Below are 22021 nucleotides of genomic sequence, written 5' to 3' on the forward strand. Positions count from 1 at the left end.
TGAAAACTATGAAAGCGGCTGTTATGGAAGGTCTTAAGAAACCGCTCGTCGTCCGCGATGTTCCCGACCCGGTTATTGATGCAAACGGTGCTGTTATACGTGTTGAAGCTAATGGCGTATGCCGCAGTGATTGGCATGCCTGGGTGGGAGATATTGAAGTGGCTTCGCTCCCTTTTGTGCTTGGACACGAATTTGTTGGTGTCATTGAAGAGGCCGGCAAAGATGTTAAACGGTTTAAAAAAGGAGACAGAGTTATTATTCCCTTTTCTCAAGGGGACGGCACTTGTCCTGAATGTTTAGCAGGACATCACAACATATGTGATAACAGTATGATGCCGGGATTTCATTATTGGGGAGGCTACGGACGCTATGCCGCGATTCCCAACGCAGATGTCAATCTCGTCGAATTGCCTGAGGAAGTTTCCTTTGAAGCAGGCGCGAGCATTGGCTGCCGTTTTATGACGGCATACTATGGTTTAGTGGAACAGGCGAAGGTTCGTCCCGGGGAGTGGGTTGCTGTTCATGGCTGCGGAGGCGTTGGTTTGTCTGCTATTCATATTGCCAGTGCTGCCGGTGCGATTCCTATAGCCGTTGATATCATGCCTGAAAAGCTGGAATTTGCGAAAAAGCTTGGTGCAGCTTACGTTGTTAATAGTAGGGAACAAAATGCACCTAAAGCAATTAAAGAATTAACAAAAGGCGGTGCACATGTATCTGTTGATGCACTTGGTATTTCCGATACGATTTTAAATGCTCTATTATCATTAAGAAAACGCGGCCGCCATTTACAATTAGGCATTGCTTCATCGGAAAACAAAATGACAGCGCTTCCAACTGACTATATTGTCTTTAAACAAATTCAATTTCTAGGTTCGCTTGGAATGCCTGCACCTTACTACCCGACAATGTTGCAGCTCGTTGCAACAGGCAAATTAAATCCAGGTTTATTAGTGACAAAGCGTATTTCTATTGAAGAAGCGGGAAAAGAAATTGAAGCAATGACCGAATTTCAAACATTGGGCGCTTCAATTGTTACAAAGTGGTAAAGCGATGATCAACACGCAGCGTAAGGGAGGGAAGAAGATAATGACAACTAATTTTGAAAAGATCGATAAGGTCAGTATTGATTCACTACATACTGATTTTCACGTTGACAATGTCATTGACTATGTCCATGAAGGCTTACAGAAAGTCGATTACAATTACCCGCTTGAGCTTCATAAAAAATTCGAGAAACAGCGCTGGAATGTCCACGAATTGGATTTTTCCCAAGACCGGGTTGATTGGAATGAAAAGCTGTCAGATGACCAGCGCAAAAGCTTCCTCAGTATCGCGACAGGTTTTCATCACGGGGAACGTCAAGTTGCTGTTGACGTTATACCAATGATATCAGCGATGCCGAAGGATGAGCATAAAATGTTTATGGCAAGCCATCTTGAAGATGAGGCAAGACACACAATCTTTTTTGACCGGTTTTACAGGGAAGCCATTGGATTAGATGCCAATGACATGACAGAAACGCTTGACAAATCTTTTGACTATATGAGCGAAACGTTTATTGGTTCATTTGGTTTTCTTGCGTATCTGGTTGACGAAATTCGGCTGCACCCTGAAGACAGGCGCTTGCTTGTTTCCGCTTTGACCAATTATCAAATGTGGATTGAAGGTGTTCTTGCCTTAAGCGTCATGAAAGTTACGTTAAGCTTTTGCAAGGAAAATAATGTATTGCCATCTTTTCATAAAGGGTTTATTGCAACAACAAGAGATGAATCCCGGCATGTTCAATTTGGCATGAAATTGCTTAAAGAACTCCTGAATGATGATCCTTCTTTAAAGAGTGTTGTTTACGATACTGTCGAAACAATGCTGATGATAAGCAGCACTTATACGCAAAAAATTGAATTTTCGTCACTTGGATTAGAGAGAGACGCTTTAAAAGGGATCATGATGAAAAATTTACAAAAAAAATTTAAAATGATCAGCCTCCCAATTCCAGACGAATTACAAAAACGGCTTGAAGAAATTGAGCCTGAAGCGGCTGCCGGAGGTTGATTGGTAAAAAGGAGGGATATAATGGCCTGCCAGCTGTTTAGTAATGAATGGGTAGAACAATTTTCGAAGGAATTAAAAAAAGGACCCAGTTTTGAGAGAAAACAAGCAGTTGATGATCATTACTGGCAATGGATTGATAAATGCAAGGGAAAGATGGATATCCGTCTGGCACTTGTTTTAACAGAGCAAAACAGCTTAGATCGTTATGCGTATTTTGATTTAAAAAAAGGGGAGCTTGTTCATTCACACCTTGGAACAGAAGAAGAACGCAGTTCAGCTGATTTTGTATTGGGAGGCAGTAAGGATGATTGGTTTGAGATCATTAATGGCAAGCGGGAGCTTACGCAAAACTTAATGTATCGCAAATTGCGATTATTACAAGGGAATCTGCATGCATTTTTTCGGGGCATTTACTTTTTTGTTGAACTTCTTCGTGCAGGGATCCGTGTGCCAACAGCATTTGAAACTGCATAATGCCGGCGGCTGCCAGGGCGATTTTCAATATGAAATGACTAAAAGGATACTTTTGATTAATCAATAGATTCCAGGAGGGTGATTTTATATGGAATTCACTTTAACAGAAGAGCAAAAAATGGTTCAAAGAACGATCCGGAATTTTGTAAAAAACGAACTCATGCCATATGAGCAGCAAGTCTTGCGAAATGAACGGGAAGGAAGGCCGGGAATGACCCGGGAAGAGATTAAAGATTTGCAAATGAAGGCTAAAGAACTTGGCTTTTGGGGTATTAATACGCCTGAAGAATATGGCGGCGCGGACCTGGGGCCTGTGATGACGGCACTTATTCAAATGGAACTGGGACGCACGTTTGTACCTTTCAGTTTCGGCGGTTCTGCAGATAACATTCTTTATTACTGTAATGAGGAACAAAAAGAGAAATATTTATTGCCTGTCATTAACGGTGACAGGAGATCGTGCTTTGCCTTAACAGAACCAACAGCGGGCTCAGACGCTGCAAATATTCGTATGCCGGCCGTCAAAGACGGAAACCACTGGGTTTTAAACGGTGAGAAAATTTTTATTACAAACGGCAATGAAGCGGATTTTGCCATGGTGTTTGCGGTGACAGATAAAGAAAAAGGCGCCCGCGGCGGGGTCACATGCTTCCTTGTCGATCGCGATATGGGATGGCGATCTGAATATATTCAAACGATGGGAGAATGGGGACCGGCTTCGTTAGTTTTTGAAAATGTCCGCGTTCCTGAAGAAAATATTCTCGGGGAACTGGGCGGAGGCTTTAATCTGGGAATGAAATGGATCGGTCAGGGCCGTTGGATGATTCCCGCCCGCGGTGTAGGCGCTTCGGAACGTCTTTTACAAATGGGGATCGAACAATCGAAATCCCGTGTCACTTTTGGTAAACCGATTTCCGAACGTCAGGCAATCCAATGGATGATCGCGGATTCTGCAGTAGAAATAGAAGCAACGAAATGGCTGGTTCTTCGTGCTGCATGGCTGGCTGAAAAGGGCAAAGACAATAGACACATGGCATCAATGGCAAAATTGTACGGTACAAATATGGCTAACAGAGTTGTTGACAGGGTTTTGCAAATTCATGGCGGTATGGGATATACAAAAGAATTGCCTATTGAAAGATGGTACCGTGAAATGAGATTGTGGAGAATTTTTGAAGGAACCGATGAGATTCAGCGTTATATTATTGCTCGGAACCTGTTAAAAGGACATGTAAAGGTCGGCGAATTAATGGATTAGAAAACTTTTATACTTAAGCGGAAGGGATGACATTTAGTGTTGCTAACCGATCTTTTAAAGAAAAATATCGAAACATTCGGTGAATACCCTTTTTTATATTTTGAAAACCATTCATACAGCAATCTGGAAACGTTGACCTATGCTAAGAAAGCTGCTTGGGGTTTAAGGCATTTAGGCATCAAAAAAGGTGATCGTGTGATTGTTTGTATTCCGAATATGCCGGAAGTGATTTTCTCTTATCAAGCAATAGCACGAATCGGTGCCGTTATTGTTCCGGTCATGTATCTGCTTCATGGAAAAGAAATCGGGTATATTGCCGGCCATTCCGAAGCAAAGGCAATTATAACTTCTTCAGAAATCTTGCCAAAAGTAAAAGTTGGCCTGTCAGAAAGCAAAGTTAAGCCATCTATCATTACGGTCGATCAAGTCCCTGATGAAGATGTTATCGGTTTTTATGAATTATTAACTTTGGCTGATGAAAATGAAACTGCGGCAGAATCAGATGAAAACATTGATAAGAATGATACAGCAGTTGTCCTTTATACATCAGGAACAACAGGAAAGCCTAAGGGGGTTCGTTTAACACATAAAAATTTATATTCAAATGCAGAGAGTGCCGCTGTAAATAATAAAGATAGAGGAACAACCATTGGCGTTTTGCCATTAGCTCATGTCTATGGTCTGACAACATCGAATGTATGCTTTCTCACAGGGAGCTCAATTGTCATATTTTCAAAGTTTGATGTTTCAAAAGTATTTCAAGCGATTGAAACATATAAAGTTCGCAGCTTTTCCGTTGTACCGGCTATGGTTCATGCCATGTTATCCAGTCCGGATGCCAATTTATATGATTTATCAAGTTTAGAAAGGGTTGGTTCGGGATCGGCGCCGATGCCTCTGGCACTCATAAAAGCTTTTAAAGAAAATTTTAATGCTGATGTATTTGAAGGTTATGGTTTGTCTGAAGCAGCACCGGTTGTTACAACGCATCGTGAAGGTATGCCGCATAAACCCGGATCGGTAGGCGTCCCTATTCCCGGTGTTGACATACGTATTGTTGATGAAAAAGATCATCAGGTGCCGACAGGTGAAATTGGGGAACTTATTGTTCGTGGAGATAACGTAACACCGGGGTATTTTCAAAATGATGAAGAAACGAAAAAAGCATTAAAAGGCGGATGGCTTCATACCGGTGACCTGGCAAGAGTAGATGAAGACGGCTATCTTTACATTGTAGACCGTAAGAAAGATTTAATTATCCGCGGCGGTTTTAATATTTATCCGCGCGATCTTGAAGAATTGCTTGTCAGTCACGAATCAGTCTCAGAAGCCGCAGTTATTGGTGTCCCGGATGACAGAATGGGAGAAGAAGTATTGGCATATGTTGTGAAAAAGCCTGAGACAACAATAACAGAAGCTGACCTGCTTCAATTTTGCCAGATGCATTTAGCAAAAAACAAAACCCCGCGTAAAGTTATCTTTGTTGACGCTTTGCCAAGAAACGGCGTTGGAAAAATATTAAAAACAGAATTAAGGGAATTAGCGCAGAGCGCTGATTTATTTTCATAGTTTTACAATGTTGAGATTTGCTTTGGTATGTGAAAAAGAGAGGTGAGACAAATGAAATCAGAACGTACAGCTGCTATTGTCGGTGCCGCTGAATCAGACCTTGGCGAGACTCCGGGTAAGACTGTCCTTCAGCTTCAAGCACAAGCGGCCAAGGCTGCTCTGGATGATGCAGGATTTGAAAAAGACGATGTTGATGCAATTTTTACGGCTGGTAACTGGGCGTGGTCACCTAATTTAATGCTGGCTGAATATCTTGGCATTCAGCCCAAATATACTGACGGAACAAATATCGGCGGTTCATCTTTTGAGGCTCATATTTCACACGGCGTTGCAGGTATTCGTGCCGGTTTGTTTGATGTTGCGCTTATTACCTACGGCAGTACACAGCGGTCTGATCGCTCGCGTTACCGCTCCTTGCCGATCAGTGCGTTAACAGAGCAATACGAAAGATCATTCGGACTGCCGACGCCGGTTGGTGCCTATGCCCTTGCCGCTATGCGCCATATGCATCAGTACGGAACGACTTCGGAACAGTTGGCTGAAATTGCTGTGGCAACAAGAAAATGGGCTTCAATGAATGAAAAAGCTTTTAAACGCGAGCCGATCGAAATTGAAGATGTATTAAATTCACGTTGGATTTGTGAACCATTGCATTTATTAGATTGTTGTTTAGTTACTGACGGCGGCGGGGCCATAGTTCTCGCATCGCCTGAGGCTGCCAAAAATGCCAGAAAACGTCCGGTTTGGATATTAGGACACGGCGAAACGCATACCCACAATACGATCACAAACATGCCTGATCTTACCATGACAGGCGCACGTGAGTCTGGCAGACAAGCTTTTGAAATGGCAGGTGTCACTCATAATGATTTAGATGTCGTTGAAATTTATGATTCATTTACGATTACCGTCCTATTAACACTTGAGGCTTTAGGTTTTTGTAAGCCCGGAGAAGGCGGTGCTTTTGTCAGCGGTCAGCGTACCGCTCCAGGCGGATCTTTTCCAATGAATACGAACGGGGGCGGCCTTTCCTATTGCCACCCGGGCATGTACGGTATTTTTTTGTTAATCGAAGCCGTCCGTCAGCTCCGGCATGAATGCTGCGACCGGCAAGTCAATGATGCGAGATTAGCTTTAGTTAATGGAACGGGCGGGGTTTTATCTTCGACTTCGACTGTTATTTTAGGGAGGGATTAGTATGGAAAATCAAATCCCCAAACCGCTTATAGACGGTGATTCTAAACCCTTTTGGGATGGAATCAATAGACATGAATTATGGATACAGCTGTGTGAGAGCTGCGGGAAACATATTTTTTATCCGCGTGCCATTTGTCCGCATTGTTTCTCTGAATCTATCAAATGGGTGCAATCTAAAGGGATTGGTAAAATATACTCTTATACAGTTGTTCACCGCGCCTTTGGTTCATTCCATAATCAAACGCCTTTTGTGATTGCTATTGTTGAACTGGATGAAGGTGTAAGAATGATGACGCGGATTCTTGGTGAAAGATCAAAAGTGCACATAGATGAAACGGTAAAAGTTGTATTTGAACAGGCAGGCGATGAATTAACGTTGCCTTATTTTGAATTAATATAGAAAAAATAAGCGGACAGTTATTAAAAAGGGGAATAATTGAGGAGCGTGATTCTAAAAATGCCGTTAGCCCCTGAGCGATTGCGTGAATTCTTTTGTCCTGACAGTATTGCCTTAATCGGTGCGACTGACCGTTCCAGGTGGTCATTAAATACATTCATGAATCTTAAGAACTCAGGTTTCAACGGACCGGTTTATTGCATCCATCCTTACAAGGATGTTGTACACGGAGAAAAAGCCTTTCGATCCGTTTTGGAAATCGGTAAGCGGGTTGACTTAGCATTCGTAATGGTACCGAAGGATCAAATTCTGAAAGTCTTAAAAGAAGCATGTCAAGTAAACATTCGTAACTTTGTTATTTTAACGTCCGGGTTTAGTGAAACCGGCGAGAAAGGAGGTGAATTGGAAAAGAAGATATATGAGTTTGCCAACAAGCATGACCAAGTCATTCTAGGACCTAATGGCAATGGTTTTATTCATGTTAGCAAACAAATTACTCCTTATGGGCTGCCTCTTCCTCATTCACTATTGTCTGGACCGGTTGGTATTGTTCTTCAAAGCGGTGCATTAGCCAGTTCGTTAGTAACCTTGTCTGAAGCTCGCCATGTCGGGCTTAGTCTCCTCGTGTCTATGGGAAATGAAACGATGATGTCAACAACTGATGTAATAGAATATTTAATCGAAGATGATGCCACTCGTGTGATTGCTCTTTTTCTGGAATCGATTCGTAATCCTGATGAATTTCGCCGCTTGGCGCATAAAGCTTTATCTTGCGGAAAACCAATTATCGCATTAAAGATTGGCCGCAGTGAGGAAAGCGCCCGGACTGCTATGGCTCATACCGGGTCGTTAGTGGGAGATGACACCGTAAATGATTCAGCTTTTCGTCAGCTTGGGGTCATTCGTGTTCACTCGTTAGAAGATTTAATAACAACAGCTGGTATTTTAGGTTATATTGATCACCTGCCCGGCAAACGAATGGGGGTTGTTACGCCATCGGGAGGTGCATGTGATATCATTTCCGACCGAGCCAAAGATGAAGGGATTGAATTGCCTGCGTTTTCATCTGAAACTGTTAATAAGCTTGAAAAAATTGTTCCTGATTTTTCTACTGTCCATAACCCGCTTGACGTCACTGGTTACGTTGTTGTGGATAGAACATTAATGTTAAGAGCCTTAGAAGTTGCATCAGGTGACCCGGGGTTTGACTTTATCCTATGCCTTTTAGATGTCCCTCGGATAAAGCCCGATAATCCTTTACCTATCTATGAACAATTCCGTCAGGCGGGTGAGATTTCGGCCAAGTCGAAAATACCAATTGCTTTTGTCACTAATGCTTGTGTTGATATTGTTTCTTTTGGAAAGGAAGTGGTAAATCAAGCCAAGGTTCATTTTATTGGCGGGATAGAACATGGCATGAAAGGTCTTGGGAAAGCGCTATGGTGGTACGAAAAGAGAAAAAACTATTTAGAAAGTCAAAGAGCTTCAGTAACTCTGCCATTTGTGAACCATTCATATTTTAAAGAAAATTCATCGCTTGTCACATGGTCTGAAAATGAGGCCAGACACTTTTTAGCGGAAAACGATATTCCGGTAGTCCCCGGCATACTTTGTTCAAGCATTGATAAAGCAGTCGCCGCTGCCCGTCAAATAGGATTTCCTGTTGCGATGAAAATTCAGTCGAGTAATATTGCCCATAAAAGCGATATAGGGGGTGTTTCATTAGATTTAAAATCAGATAGTGAGGTTGAAGCGGCGTATGTAACGATGGTCGAAAAAATTATGAAAAAGGGTGACAACCGGTTAGAAGGGGTACTTATTAGTCCAATGCGGAAAAAGGGAATCGAATTATTGGTCGGTATCCTGAAAGATCCTTTGTGGGGACCGGTTCTTGCTGTCGGATTTGGCGGAGTATTCGTGGAGGTGTTAAAAGATACAAGTTTACGGATATTGCCTGTTGAACGAAGTGAAATAAGAGAGATGCTTCGTGAATTGCGCGGCGCTGATTTATTAGAGGGAGTACGGGGACAACCGCCGGTTAATATCGAAAAGATTGTAGATGTTATATATCAATTGACAAAAATAGCAACTGATAACTCCGAATATTTGCAGGAATTAGAGGTTAATCCGCTTTGGGCTGACAATTCTAATGTAGAAGCTTTAGATGCTATGGTTGTTTGGCGTCAACCAGCTAAAATTTTTTAATTTAAAAGAGGAAAAGGGAGGTTTTACTAAAATGGCCCGCTCCAACCGCATGTTTTATGAACGTGAATTGACCATTTATCCGATTGGCGGAAGAAGGATTTGGTTGCTGTTCATTGTCATCCTTGCTAATTTTATTGCGAATTATGAAGCGCAAATTGCCCCTGTTGTACCAATGCTTCTTAAAGATCTTCGTATAGAGTTAACGCAATATGGCATGATTTCTGCGGTTTCTACGATTGCTGCAGCTTTATCGGCTTTAATATTCGGGCCGATAGCTGATCGTCATGGCCGGGTAAGGTATCTTGTTCCAAGTCTGTTTTTAACCGCTATATGCGTTTATGGCATGACACTTGTTCATTCAGTATTCGGCTTATTAGCGGTCCGGGTTCTTCTCGGTTTGGTTGAAGGTATTTCCATTAGTACAACAGCAGGGCTTGTCCGTGACTTTTCACCGCGGATGGGGCGGGCCTTGGCCTATGGTTTTTGGACGTTCGGGCCGGTAGGATCAAACTTTTTCGCTAATGGTTTGGCAGGTTGGACGCTTCCAGTACTTCATACATGGCAATCGCAATTTGTTATTCAAGGGACGATTGCATTTGTTAGCGCGATTTTAATTTTATTTTTTATTTATGATTTATCACCTAAATTACGTGCGCAAGTCATTACAAATAACCAGCAAGCTGAATCAATTAATAAAGCACTCAAAGGTCGAACTGAGGATAATGAAAATCAAAAAATGCGTGAGATTACCCGTATACCGCGAATTTGGACACTGAGTATCGGTATTTCTTTATTCTTGGTGACTTATTTAACAGTTCAAGCATTTGGTCCTACCATACTTGTTCAGGGCTTTGGCTATGGGCATTCTCAAGCAGCGGAAATTGCCAAATATTTTTGGCTGTTAAATTTAGCGACGCTGCTTGTTGCAGGTTGGATTTCTGATCGTCTTAAACTACGTAAAGTTGTATCTTTAACCGGCGCTGTTCTTTCATTTATTTATATGATATACTTTGCTACGTTGTTTGGACAGGATATCCCAGAAGGGCAAATGATCATTTATACTTCATTGTTAGGCGGCTTAATGGGTATTTGCTATGGCCCGTGGATGGCATTGTTCTCGGAAAATGCTGAGGACATTAAAGCTTCATTACAATCCGCCGCATGGGGATTATGGGGATTTGTCATTCGTGTTATTGCGGTTGTCATTTTAATAATCGCACCAGTTGTTGTAGCCATGCACGGATGGGGAGCATGGATGTGGATTTCGGCAATAAGCGCACTCATTTATGTGCCGTTAGTTTTTACAGCAAGGGGTCCTTGGTTCCGACGTACTCAAGTAGAAGAAGAGGTCGTTCCTCCAGATGTAACAACGTAAAGGCTTAAAAATACCAGGACGGTTGGGGCTCATTTGCTCCAACTGTTTTCTTAATAATAACAATTGTTTTTATTATATTTATTTATAATATTGAATACATAATACAGAAAAAGTTCGTAAAAAAATAATTTTACGTAATTATCTCATATGTTATAATGCATTTGGTGATAAAAATGACAGCAAACCATCATTATAAAAGGTTAAAAGAGAAGGTGGGGGAGCTTCCGTGGTATGTAGGGGAGTTCATAGATCAAAAAAAGAGGAAGATGGCGGTCCTAACTTTATTAAACTATTGCCATGATTACATCATCTTTTTCGATTGGATGATTGCTGAAGGGTTTCATAAAGGTAAACGCCAGGAGATCACTCTTAAAATGCTCGAAAAGCTCACACCTAAGCAGTTAGAAAGTTTTTTGTCCTATTTAGAACATCAATTAGGCAATACTAAACAAACCGTCAATCGTAAAATTTCATCATTAAAATCATTGTTTCATTATCTGCAAAACATTGCTGAGACTGAAGAACTTGAACCGTATATTTACCGGAATGTCATGGCTAAAATTGATTTTAATGATATTAAAGAGGATCAGGAAACGGTCGCAAACCGGATTGAAGGAAAGATACTTCATGGGGATGAGTATGAACAGTTCAGACAATTTATTGCTTCAGATTACGGTGAACGCAATAAAGATAATAAAAAAGTTTATCATTTTCATTTAAAAAATCGTGAACGGGATACTGCCATTGTTTCTTTAATTCTTGGTTCCGGGCTGCGTTTATCAGAGTTAGCCGGCCTTAATTTAGACGATATTGACTATAAAAAACACAGTTTAAGAGTTGTGCGTAAAGGCGGTAAAGAACAATACGTTTACTTTAGTGAGCAAGCAATGATTGATTTAAAGGAATATCTGCAAATTCGCGAAAGTCGCTATCAACTATCTTCCAAAGAAAAAGCTTTATTTGTTTCTACAGCAATTGGTCCCAAAAAAGCTTCCCGGCGCTTATCTAACCGTGCCATTGAAAAAATCATTGAAAAATATGCCACAGCTTTTGGTAAACCGGCACTTTCTGTTCATAAATTAAGGCATTCGTTTGCAACGCGGTACCATATGGAAAATAACGATATACCAAAACTTAAGAAGCATCTCGGACATTCATCAGTACAAACGACTATGCTTTATACCCATATGACAAATACAGAAATGAAAAAAGCGATTGATAAAATGGATAACCCGAATTAAAACACCATTAAAATAATGGTGTTTTAATTTTGAAAAAAAGCATTTAAATTTACAATGCACTTTAATTAAAGTATCATATTCATTTGGATGTTCATAATAAACGATTTTAGGTAAACAATAAAAAAATAAAGGAGTGAACTGGACTTGAAAAATGCGTTTGTACATATACTCAAACATAAATTAGCAATTTTCGGATTGGTGATGGCCGTCTTTTATCAATTTCTGTTCATTATTTGCTGGCAAACAGGATTTGGAAGCATTCCAAACAATGTATCCAATTTAAAAGTCGCCATTGTCAATGAAGACCCTCATATAGGATCAACTATAACAAATGCTTTAGTAAAAGAGCTTCCATATAAAACAAAAGTGGAACATTCTATGTATAAGGCCCGGGATGAATTAAGCGACCGCAAAGTTCATATGATCGTAAAAATCCCTAAAGATTTTACAAAAGACGTTACAAATCTTAGTAAAAAAGCACAACTTGATTATTATGTGAATGAATCAAATCCAATGCTTGTTGCCAGCACTATGGAATCAACAGCTTCTAATGTAGCTTCAGCTATTGATAAAAAGTTTGTTCAGACAACTTTGGATAAGGTTTTGTCAAGATTAAATGTTCCTGATAATCAAGCGGCAAAAATAGTAAAACAAGCATCACAAAGGGTTATACCGGATATTCATAAGATACACCATGATACAAACATGGGTCACGTCATGGCGCCGTTTATGCTTGGCCTAGCCGGATATATTGCTGCAATGATCCTTCAATTAAATTTATTTAACGCCTCAAGAATGATTGGCGGGGTTGCTAGTAAATGGCAGAAATTCGCGGCAAGGAATATCATAAATCTCATAACGGCTTTTGTATGTTCTTTTATTGCGGTATGCTTAGTCGAATTATTTAATGTACCAGTTAATAAAGGCTTTTTTGTCATGTGGGGATTTCAATTTGTTGCCATGCTGGCCTTTATGGCGGTTACGCAAATATTTGTTATTCTGTTTGGTCTATATGGATTGCTCGTCAATCTCACAATACTGATTTTGCAAACGCAAATAGCAGGCGGTTCAATTCCGATTGCCGCATTACCTGATTTTTACTATTATTTAGGAAAAATTATGCCGATGAAGTATACGGTTAACGGCACCTTTGATATTTTATTAGGCGGTCCATCTATTATCAATGATGTTTTTGCCTTAGTACTTTTTGTCGTTATCGGTTTTATAATTTGTGTATTCTTTACATCGACTATTGTAAAAGAAGAAGAAACGGAAAAACCAATCCAATATGCAGATAACGAAGAAGAAGTAGAGGAAGTTATGCCATCATTTCATCATGAAGAACATGTTCATCATGAACATAAAGAAGTCCCGGCAAATCAGTATGTTTCAGCAACTTCTCAAAGAAATCTAATGAAAAATAAAGAAACAGATACTATGCCTATTAGGAAACCTAATATTCACGAAATACCTCATGACTTAACCAAAAAATCTAAAAAAACCGCTGAAAAACAAGAAAGTATTCTGAATAAAGATCAAAAGGATACATCTGATGACAGTTATCGGTCTGCTCTTCGTAAAGAATGGACAGATTTAAACAAGGATATAACAGAGCCTTCAAAAACACCATTAAAAGGTAAAAAGTCTCATGATGACAAGGGTATTCGCGAGGCGCTCCGAGAATTAGGAAAAAATAAAGGTTAATAAAAAACATCAAGAGCAAAGAAATTTATCATGCTCTTGATGTTTAACAACATTTTAATAAAAATTCAAAATTGGGTGTGAAATGGATGTCTCTAAAACTGGTGATTCTTGGTTCTCTTATGAAAAAGAATCGCTATCCGTATGAAATTAAACAGCTTATCAATGAGAGTTATTTGAAAAATTATATAAAAGTACAAGATGGAACGCTTTATTATGCGATTGACAAGTGTTATAAAGAAAAGTTAATTGAAGTTGTTGAAGTCAGACATGAAAATAAACGGCCCAGCAAAACAATTTATCGTATTACTGATCAAGGCCGAATTAGATTTCAACAAGAATTATATGATCAACTTAAAGAAAGTTTTGTATTTAGAAATCCAATATTTCCAGCCCTGATTTATACGGAATTTGGAAATACCGGTGAAATTGCTGTAATTTTGGAAGATCGTCTAAAACATATTGAAGAACATCTTCGTGATTTAAAAAATAATCGAAAAGTTGCTGATGCTAATCCGGGTTTATTTTATATTTTAAAAAACGTGATAATCCATTATCAAGCTGAGTGCGTTTGGCTGAGAAATATTATTCAAGATGCGAAGGACCATAAACTTGGCGAAACGAAAAGTTTAAGTGAATTATTTAAGGATATATAAAAAGCAGCGGTTACATTTGAGCCGCTTTTTATAATTTTTATTTTAGTTTACATAATATATATTATAGGAACCAATATAAAAAATAAAAAAGTTAATTATTCTATCAAATATCTTCTTATATTTCTTATATATATCTCTCATCAATAACCACTTTTTTTATTTTTATATATACTTACATATATACACCATGAGTCAAAGAGTCAAAAATTTTTTGTTTATATATTGTCTATCTATTGACAATATAAATTACCATTGCAATTATGGCTAATAAAAATGTCGCTGCATAAATAAATATTAAAACCAATATATTCACACGCTTGCTTTTAAAATAATGTTCTTTTAAAAGTTTGTCATGTTCTTCCTGTGAAACAGTTTCTTCAAGTTTTTTAATTGTCGTGTTAACTTCCTTGCCGACTAAAAGCGTACTAAATAATGCAATAACCCCAACTAATATTATTAGCACCGTTAAAACGGCATACATGCATCTCCCCCCTTATTTTGATTTTCTGCACTACTCAACAAAACGGCAATACTTTCTGGTGTATTACATTTTTATTTGATGTATGCTCATGAACAGCTTTACAGTCATTAATTTCAAAATTTCGTATTAACAATCTTTCAGTTGTTAAATACATTCGTTGTTCTCCATCAAATATATCTTGCTTTTTAAAATTTTAAAAACCGTATTAATTAGGACATCGACTCATTTATTTTTTTAGTTTACATAAAATTATTACAATATTAGTTAGTGACAAGTAACAAAAGATTAAATTCTGTTAGATGGCAGCAAACGACTGCAGAATAAATCGAAAGAAATACGATAATTTATTCTCCGTATTCAAAATTAAATTTAAACCTTACTGATTTCAATCAAGAATATTTTTTCTTTAAATCCACCACGTTCAATCAATTTCTTTTGTCTCGCTGCTTCTATCTCCTCAAATCCTTTCCCATGGATAACCGATAGAGAATATATTATTTCTAAAATATCAGCAAGCTCTTTAACTGAATCTTCATCATTTTCCGCTTGTAAATACTCGTTCAATTCCTCTTTTAATTTTACTTTTAACTTTTGGAAATATGTTGAAGGATCGAGTTTAATAATCTTGCAAGTTTCTCCATTTTCTTGAATTATCTTAGGTATTTTGTCACGAACTAGTTTATTATATATTGGCATTAATTATTCCACCTTTTCTATTAATTGATAATTGATAACAATATTGAAAGTATAGGTTTGTTTATGACCAAAGGTTTATGGTTTCAAGTGAAGTCAAGGGTGTAAAATTGTAAACTTCTTGTTTTTAAAGCTCATGTTGTATATAATAAATAAAAAGATAAATAATAAAAAGAACGCTGGCGGTCACCAACGTTCAGTTACAGCTACTCCGCAAGAAGTGCGGTAGCGGTTTGGAAAAAGGTAGCCCTTCTCCTACTTTGCCGATGCAGGGAGGGTTACTTTTTTCTTTCTGAAAGTATCATGACGACTAACGTTTCAAAGCTGATCATTAAGACCAAAGTTTGATACGTCGTCATTATTGGCAACACCCCCTTCCCCGTTGTGACATTGCACAGACGAGAAACGTGTTACAGAGGGCGCTGCCACCCACCCTGCTTAGCAGCTGTTATTTTATTATAACATAAACATTTTAAATTTCGACAATTTATATACAGAGTATTTCGAAATATAATTACTTTTAATTAACGATTAGGCATTATAAACATAAAAGCCACTCTAAGAGTGGCTTTTATGTTTATTTTATTGGACGTACATCGCTTCAACTTTCTTCTGCAGTTCCTCATTTTCTAAATACTCATCATACGTCATTTCTTTGTCAACTAATCCATTTGGCGTAATCTCAATAATACGGTTTGCGATCGATTGAACAAATTGATGGTCGTGTGATGCGAATAACATTGATCCTTTAAAGTTAATCAGACCGTTGTTCAATGCTGTGATTGACTCCAGATCAAGGTGGTTTGTCGGATCATCCAATAGGAGAACATTCGATCCGCTGAGCATCATTTTCGATAACATACAGCGTACCTTCTCCCCTCCTGACAGAACATTGGCTTTCTTTAATGCTTCTTCACCTGAGAACAGCATTCTTCCGAGGAATCCTCTCAAGAAGCTTTCTGTTTGGTCTTGAGGTGAATATTGTCTTAGCCAATCAACAAGGGTTAACTCACAGTTTTCAAAGTAATTTGAGTTATCCTTTGGAAAATATGCTTGTGAGGTTGTCACGCCCCATTTAAATGAACCGCTGTCCGGCGCCATTTCACCCATTAGAATTTTAAACAGCGTCGTGATCGCTATTTCATTCTTACCAACAAGAGCAATTTTATCGTCTTTATTCATGATAAAGCTTATATTATCAAGAACTTTAACGCCATCAATGGTTTTTGTAAGCCCTTCTACCATTAATAAATCATTTCCAATCTCACGCTCCGGTGCAAAATGAACGTAAGGATAACGGCGTGAGGATGGCTGGATATCCTCAAGGGTAATTTTCTCTAAAAGCTTTTTCCTTGAAGTTGCTTGTTTCGATTTAGACGCGTTAGCGCTGAATCGGGCAATAAAGTTCTGAAGTTCTTTGATCTTTTCTTCCTTCTTTTTGTTTGCTTCTTGGGCCATTTTTAATGCAAGTTGGCTTGATTCATACCAAAAATCATAGTTGCCAACGTAAATTTGAATTTTCCCAAAGTCTAAGTCAGCGATATTAGTACAAACTTTATTTAAGAAGTGGCGGTCGTGGGATACAACGATAACCGTATTTTCAAAGTTAATGAGAAACTCTTCTAACCATTGGGTAGCTTTTAAATCAAGGTGGTTTGTCGGCTCATCCAGCAGCAAAATATCCGGTTTGCCAAACAACGCTTGCGCTAAAAGCACCTTAACCTTTTCGGCTCCCGTTAATTCGGCCATCTTTTTCGTATGAAGCCCTTCTTCTATGCCAAGTCCTTTCAATAGCACAGCTGCTTCAGATTCAGCTTCCCAACCGTTAAGTTCAGCAAATTCCCCTTCCAGCTCGGCAGCTTTAATGCCGTCCTCATCAGAGAAATCAGGTTTCATATATATAGCGTTCTTCTCCTGCATCACTTCGTATAATCTGGCGTGCCCCATAATAACAACATTTAAAACATCATAATCTTCGTATTGAAAGTGATCTTGTTTGAGCACTGCCAAGCGTTCGCCGGGTGTAATAGAAACGTTTCCGGTCTGTGATTCCATTTCCCCTGATAAAATTTTTAAAAAAGTAGATTTACCAGCGCCATTAGCCCCGATAAGTCCATAACAATTGCCTGGTGTAAATTTAATGTTAATATCTTCAAATAATTTGCGGTCTCCAAATCTTAAACTCACATTATTTACTGTAATCAATTGTATCGATTCCTCCAAAAGTAATATCTAGCTGATTATAACATGTATTAGAAGCAAATGGGAATGCTCTATAGCCTTATATACTTATAGTGTTGAAAATTATTATTGTTAAGCGGTGTGCTAAACATAATAAGGCTGATCATTTATAATATAAAATAAGACATATCAATTAAAGGATGTTTGTGCATGGATTACGAACAACTTGCCCGCAAGGAATGCTTTGATTGGCAGAAAAAAATGATGAAACGCTCTTCAGCCTTCAGCCGGGCAGCGAATTCCGTTCAGAAGAAGATTAATGATAAAATTCCCCAGAAGGTTCATGATGTCATTACAAAAAGTGTTAAAGGCGTCGTAAAGACTGTCATGTTTGGATCGGAAATTACTACAAAACAATCACCGATTAAGGAAATGTCTCTATATAAGCGGGAAGAATTAGTTAAACAAATCATAACTAATTATAAAAGATTAGCAACTATTGAAGGTGCCGGGACAGGTGCAGGCGGCCTTTGGTGGGGGTTGGCGGATTTTCCAATGCTGTTAACGTTGAAAATAAAATTTTTATATGAAGTGGCAAGCATTTATGGATTTGACGTTAAAGATTACCGGGAACGTTTATATGTCCTGCACGTTTTCCAGGTCGCTTTTTCTAATGATAAAAAACGAATGGCAGCTTTCTTAAAGTTAAAAAATTGGCCGGAAACAGTCAGCCATTACTCAACGATTGAAGAACTTGATTGGCAAGAGTTTCAACAAGATTATCGCGATTATATTGATCTTGTTAAACTATTGCAAATCATACCCGGTTTTGGAGCGATTGTCGGGGCCGTCGGCAATTATCGTTTTCTTAATGAACTCGGGAAAACGGCTATGAACGCTTACCGGATGCGTCTATTTGATTTAGACTAAAAATTTTAATGCCTTTTATTTACCTAAAAAAACAGCCGATGTTCCAAATAAATGGAAACATCGGCTTTAGGTTTATTAATAATATAATGGTTCTACATATTTACATTTAATGCACGTCTTAAAAAGGGCAGTATTTTCAAATTGATGTTCACAGTGCTGCTGAACAGATTTTAGTTCCCCTTTTAATTTGTTAATCTCTTTTTCTAAACCTTGAATCTTTGTTAAAATGATTTCTGCGTGATTATTCATAGAAAGTACCCTCCTTAGCATTACACTTCCTTATATAAGGTACCTCCTGCTTCTTTAAATTCTTTTGCCTTTTCTTTTAGCCCTGTTTCTATTGCTGATTGTGTATCAAGGCCTTTTTCTTTTGCATACTCTCTTATATCTTGTGAAATTCTCATGCTGCAAAATTTAGGGCCGCACATTGAGCAAAAGTGCGCGGTTTTCGCCCCTTCAGCCGGCAATGTTTCATCGTGGTATTCTAATGCTTTTTCAGGATCGAGAGATAAATTGAACTGATCACGCCAACGGAATTCAAAACGTGCTTTAGACAGGGCATCATCACGATTTTTTGCTCCTGGATGCCCTTTTGCAAGGTCAGCGGCATGAGCAGCTATTTTATAGGTAATCACTCCCTCTCTCACATCATCTTTATTTGGCAGACCAAGATGTTCCTTCGGAGTGACGTAGCAAAGCATCGCTGTACCGTACCAGCCAATCATCGCAGCACCGATGGCCGATGTGATGTGATCGTAACCCGGCGCTATATCCGTTGTCAGCGGCCCAAGTGTATAAAACGGCGCTTCTTGGCATATTTCCATTTGTTTATCAACATTTTCTTTAATAAGGTGCATAGGTACATGACCCGGCCCTTCGATCATGACTTGAACATCATGTTTCCAGGCGATTTTTGTTAACTCGCCTAATGTTTCCAGTTCTGCAAATTGCGCCTCGTCGTTAGCATCGGCAATTGAACCAGGGCGCAACCCATCACCTAACGAGAAAGCTATATCATATTTTTTCATAATCTCACAAATCTCTTCAAAATGAGTATAAAGAAAGCTTTCTTTATGATGATATAGGCACCATTGCGCCATAATTGATCCGCCCCTGGAAACGATTCCTGTCACACGTTTTGCAGTTAGCGGTACATAGCGTAGAAGAACACCAGCATGAATAGTAAAGTAGTCGACGCCTTGTTCAGCTTGCTCGATTAATGTATCACGGTACACTTCCCAAGTAAGATCTTCAGCAACACCGTTTACTTTTTCAAGTGCTTGATAAATAGGGACTGTTCCAACCGGGACTGGTGAGTTACGAATAATCCATTCCCTTGTTGTATGAATGTCTTTACCTGTGGAAAGGTCCATCATGGTATCTGCGCCCCATCGAGTTGCCCATGTCATTTTTTCAACTTCTTCCTCAATTGATGAAGTAACCGCAGAATTGCCAATATTGGCATTAATCTTTACATGAAAATTCCGTCCAATAATCATCGGTTCGCTTTCTGGGTGATTAATGTTGGCTGGAATAATGGCGCGGCCGCTGGCAACCTCGTCGCGGACAAATTCAGCTGAGACATTTTCCCTTATTGCAATGAACTCCATTTCCGGAGTAATGATACCTTTTCGGGCATAATGTAATTGGGTTACATTTTTCCCTTCTTTTGCGCGTAATGGCTCTCGCTTTAATGATTGATAATGCTCGCGGCTTGTTTGTTTATTCCGATTTTTATAGCCATTATCCTCCGGTTTGACTTCACGTCCCTCGTATTCTTCAACATCGTCGCGCTCTAATATCCATTTTCTTCGTAAAGCCGGTAACCCCTTTCTGATATCTACAGAATAATCGGGATCGGTATACGGTCCGCTTGTATCATAGACGCGTACGGGAGGGTTTTCCTCATTGCCAAAAGTGCCGGTTGTAGGACTTAGCTCAATTTCACGCATTGGCACTTTGAGATCTGGCCTTGACCCTTCTATGTATACTTTTTTACTGCCGGAAAAATTAGACATGATCGAAATGTTCATTTCATTAACAGAGCTGTTTGCCATTGAAAATCTCTCCTTTTCAAAATGTTATGATTTTGTTAAGGACGAGATCCGGAACGTAATATCCAACATGAAAAAAGCCGGATCCAATTGACAGGACCCGGCTAGTAAACTCAAATTTATAAGTTTATCATAGTCGCAAAATTAACTTTCCCACGCTGGTATGAACCAGATCAGGTCCCGAGGGTCAAGAAACATCGTCGCGCTTCTCTCTCAGCCCAAGCTTTTTGGACACCCCTAGTTAAAAGTATATTTAATTTTCCATGCTCTAACTATAACCTATACTTCTATGATTGAAAATGGTTCAATATGCCTAATTCATAATCCAGCTTCATACGGCGGGAACGATGTCAGCGATTACATAAATTGCTGTTTAAACAATTGCTCCTTCAATGACCAAGTCGTTTTCCGCAAACCGCTCGACTCTTAATGGACTCAAGTCAATCGTTTCATACCGTCCTTTTCTAATCAGTTCTGACAGCCCCTTACCGACAGCAGGCGCCTGCTGCATGCCATGGCCGCTGAAACCGCAAGCTAAATAATAGCCTTGGCATTGAGGATGCTCTCCTATAATCGCATTTTGATCCTTTGTATTAAAGCTGTATAACCCTGCCCAACCTTTTTCTAATTTTATTCTTTCAAAATTGCTGATACGTTCGGCAAGTACAGGCCATAGCTTTTCGATGAAATAGGATCGTTTCCAAGTAAAATCAATACCGGGTTCTATATCTTCAGAAAAACCGCAAATTAATGTTTCCCCTTCATGGCGGAAATAAACGCCTGTCGGATCAATTGTCAGCGGTAATTTATTTTCCAAAGGGGTTTCTGTATTAAATTGGAAAATTTGCCTTTTTAATGGAACGACGGGAATTGGAAGACCGGCCTTTTCACTTAAAAAAGATGCCCAAGCGCCTGCACAGTTAATGACGACAGGCGCATGATACTCAGTACCATCCGCTGAACACACGCCATTAACCTTATTATTATTAATGATCAGGTGATCGATTTCTTGATAAATGTATTCCGCTCCCAGACTTTTAGCTTTCTTGACATAGCCCTGCATCACAGAATAAGGATCAAGGTAGCCATCTTCAGAGCAATAAAGGCCGCCGGCTAAATCTTCAACATTAAGTTCAGGAATAATGTCGAGAAGACCCATTTTATCAAGTAATTCAGAAGGTACACCGTAAGCGTTTTGCAGCTTTAATTGCTTTTTAAAGCTATCAATCATACCCTCTGTCCCCAGAAACAAATAGCCTCTCTTTTTAAAATCGATTTCAGCATTCTCACCATCAACAGCCATATCTTCAGGAAAGGTTTGATAGACTTGCAGGCTGTAGCGGCTGATTTGTATATTAATCGCTGTTGTATATAGCTGGCGAAGACCGCCGGCGCTTCTGGGAGTTGATGAAAATTCATAAAGCCTGTCTTTCTCAAAAAGAATAATCTTGCCTTCATAACCGTCTTTTAAAAGATTATAGGCAACACTGGAACCCATTACCCCTCCCCCGACAATAATAATATCTGCTTTATGATACAATCAACCCACCCCTTTTA

19 protein-coding genes and 1 riboswitch are annotated in these 22021 nt (G+C 39.2%); of the genes, 13 read left to right on the top strand and 6 right to left on the bottom strand.

Features of this window, described 5'->3' with window-relative positions; genetic code table 11:
• The first annotated feature begins 8 nt into the window (after nt 1-8).
• The 12 genes from ACFQRG_RS07765 (at nt 9) to ACFQRG_RS07820 (ending at nt 14125) form a co-directional block, all read left to right on the top strand.
• Complete coding sequence (locus tag ACFQRG_RS07765) at nt 9-1046, top strand: zinc-dependent alcohol dehydrogenase family protein (protein ID WP_380965292.1); 1038 nt, start codon at nt 9-11, stop codon at nt 1044-1046.
• Between the two features lie 40 nt (nt 1047-1086).
• A complete protein-coding gene (locus tag ACFQRG_RS07770) occupies nt 1087-2052 on the top strand; it encodes a ribonucleotide-diphosphate reductase subunit beta (protein WP_380965293.1) in 966 nt (321 codons plus the stop codon).
• 21 nt (nt 2053-2073) lie between these two features.
• Nucleotides 2074-2526 carry an SCP2 sterol-binding domain-containing protein gene (locus ACFQRG_RS07775; RefSeq protein ID WP_380965294.1) on the top strand — a complete coding sequence of 151 codons (453 nt, stop codon included), beginning with the start codon at nt 2074-2076 and terminating at the stop codon, nt 2524-2526.
• A gap of 88 nt (nt 2527-2614) precedes the next feature.
• Nucleotides 2615-3784: an acyl-CoA dehydrogenase family protein gene (locus ACFQRG_RS07780; protein ID WP_380965295.1), complete on the top strand. Its 1170-nt coding sequence runs from the start codon at nt 2615-2617 to the stop codon at nt 3782-3784.
• A gap of 36 nt (nt 3785-3820) precedes the next feature.
• The gene (locus ACFQRG_RS07785) at nt 3821-5353 is read left to right on the top strand and encodes a class I adenylate-forming enzyme family protein (protein ID WP_380965296.1); all 1533 of its coding nucleotides are present in this window, start codon (nt 3821-3823) and stop codon (nt 5351-5353) included.
• A gap of 51 nt (nt 5354-5404) precedes the next feature.
• A complete protein-coding gene (locus ACFQRG_RS07790; RefSeq protein ID WP_380965297.1) occupies nt 5405-6550 on the top strand; it encodes an acetyl-CoA acetyltransferase in 1146 nt (381 codons plus the stop codon).
• 1 nt (nt 6551) lies between these two features.
• The gene (locus tag ACFQRG_RS07795; RefSeq protein WP_380965298.1) at nt 6552-6950 is read left to right on the top strand and encodes a Zn-ribbon domain-containing OB-fold protein; all 399 of its coding nucleotides are present in this window, start codon (nt 6552-6554) and stop codon (nt 6948-6950) included.
• A gap of 57 nt (nt 6951-7007) precedes the next feature.
• Nucleotides 7008-9152, top strand: coding sequence for an acetate--CoA ligase family protein (locus ACFQRG_RS07800; protein ID WP_380965299.1), 2145 nt, complete (start codon nt 7008-7010; stop codon nt 9150-9152).
• Nucleotides 9153-9183: 31 nt separating this feature from the next.
• Complete coding sequence (locus ACFQRG_RS07805) at nt 9184-10527, top strand: MFS transporter (RefSeq protein WP_380965300.1); 1344 nt, start codon at nt 9184-9186, stop codon at nt 10525-10527.
• Between the two features lie 164 nt (nt 10528-10691).
• Nucleotides 10692-11768: a tyrosine recombinase XerS gene (gene xerS / locus ACFQRG_RS07810; RefSeq protein ID WP_380965301.1), complete on the top strand. Its 1077-nt coding sequence runs from the start codon at nt 10692-10694 to the stop codon at nt 11766-11768.
• A 144-nt stretch (nt 11769-11912) separates the two neighbouring features.
• Nucleotides 11913-13472 (top strand): YhgE/Pip domain-containing protein, encoded by a 1560-nt coding sequence (locus tag ACFQRG_RS07815; protein ID WP_380965302.1) that lies wholly within the window; start codon nt 11913-11915, stop codon nt 13470-13472.
• 86 nt (nt 13473-13558) lie between these two features.
• A complete protein-coding gene (locus ACFQRG_RS07820; RefSeq protein ID WP_380965303.1) occupies nt 13559-14125 on the top strand; it encodes a PadR family transcriptional regulator in 567 nt (188 codons plus the stop codon).
• Nucleotides 14126-14351: 226 nt separating this feature from the next.
• On the opposite strand, the gene ACFQRG_RS07825 is transcribed toward ACFQRG_RS07820, so the two are convergent.
• The 3 genes from ACFQRG_RS07825 to ACFQRG_RS07835 form a co-directional block, all read right to left on the bottom strand.
• The gene (locus ACFQRG_RS07825; RefSeq protein WP_380965304.1) at nt 14352-14606 is read right to left on the bottom strand and encodes a hypothetical protein; all 255 of its coding nucleotides are present in this window, start codon (nt 14604-14606) and stop codon (nt 14352-14354) included.
• Nucleotides 14607-14975: 369 nt separating this feature from the next.
• Nucleotides 14976-15302, bottom strand: a complete 327-nt coding sequence (locus ACFQRG_RS07830; protein ID WP_380965305.1) for a phosphoribosyl-ATP pyrophosphohydrolase — start codon at nt 15300-15302, stop codon at nt 14976-14978.
• Between the two features lie 579 nt (nt 15303-15881).
• On the bottom strand, nt 15882-17504 hold the full coding sequence (locus tag ACFQRG_RS07835; protein ID WP_380965306.1) for an ABC-F family ATP-binding cassette domain-containing protein: 1623 nt from the start codon (nt 17502-17504) through the stop codon (nt 15882-15884).
• 186 nt (nt 17505-17690) lie between these two features.
• Here ACFQRG_RS07835 and ACFQRG_RS07840 point away from each other — a divergent pair, with 186 nt between their 5' ends.
• Nucleotides 17691-18410, top strand: coding sequence for an EcsC family protein (locus tag ACFQRG_RS07840; RefSeq protein ID WP_380965307.1), 720 nt, complete (start codon nt 17691-17693; stop codon nt 18408-18410).
• A gap of 75 nt (nt 18411-18485) precedes the next feature.
• On the opposite strand, the gene ACFQRG_RS07845 is transcribed toward ACFQRG_RS07840, so the two are convergent.
• The 3 genes from ACFQRG_RS07845 to ACFQRG_RS07855 form a co-directional block, all read right to left on the bottom strand.
• Nucleotides 18486-18659 carry a serine protease gene (locus tag ACFQRG_RS07845; RefSeq protein ID WP_380965308.1) on the bottom strand — a complete coding sequence of 58 codons (174 nt, stop codon included), beginning with the start codon at nt 18657-18659 and terminating at the stop codon, nt 18486-18488.
• A gap of 20 nt (nt 18660-18679) precedes the next feature.
• The gene (gene thiC / locus ACFQRG_RS07850) at nt 18680-20467 is read right to left on the bottom strand and encodes a phosphomethylpyrimidine synthase ThiC (RefSeq protein ID WP_380965309.1); all 1788 of its coding nucleotides are present in this window, start codon (nt 20465-20467) and stop codon (nt 18680-18682) included.
• Nucleotides 20468-20597: 130 nt separating this feature from the next.
• Nucleotides 20598-20713: riboswitch (TPP riboswitch) on the bottom strand.
• Between the two features lie 124 nt (nt 20714-20837).
• On the bottom strand, nt 20838-22004 hold the full coding sequence (locus ACFQRG_RS07855; protein ID WP_380965310.1) for an NAD(P)/FAD-dependent oxidoreductase: 1167 nt from the start codon (nt 22002-22004) through the stop codon (nt 20838-20840).
• Nucleotides 22005-22021: the final 17 nt, after the last annotated feature.

The organism is Scopulibacillus cellulosilyticus (assembly GCF_042665295.1).
Lineage (GTDB): Bacteria > Bacillota > Bacilli > Bacillales > Sporolactobacillaceae > Scopulibacillus_A > Scopulibacillus_A cellulosilyticus.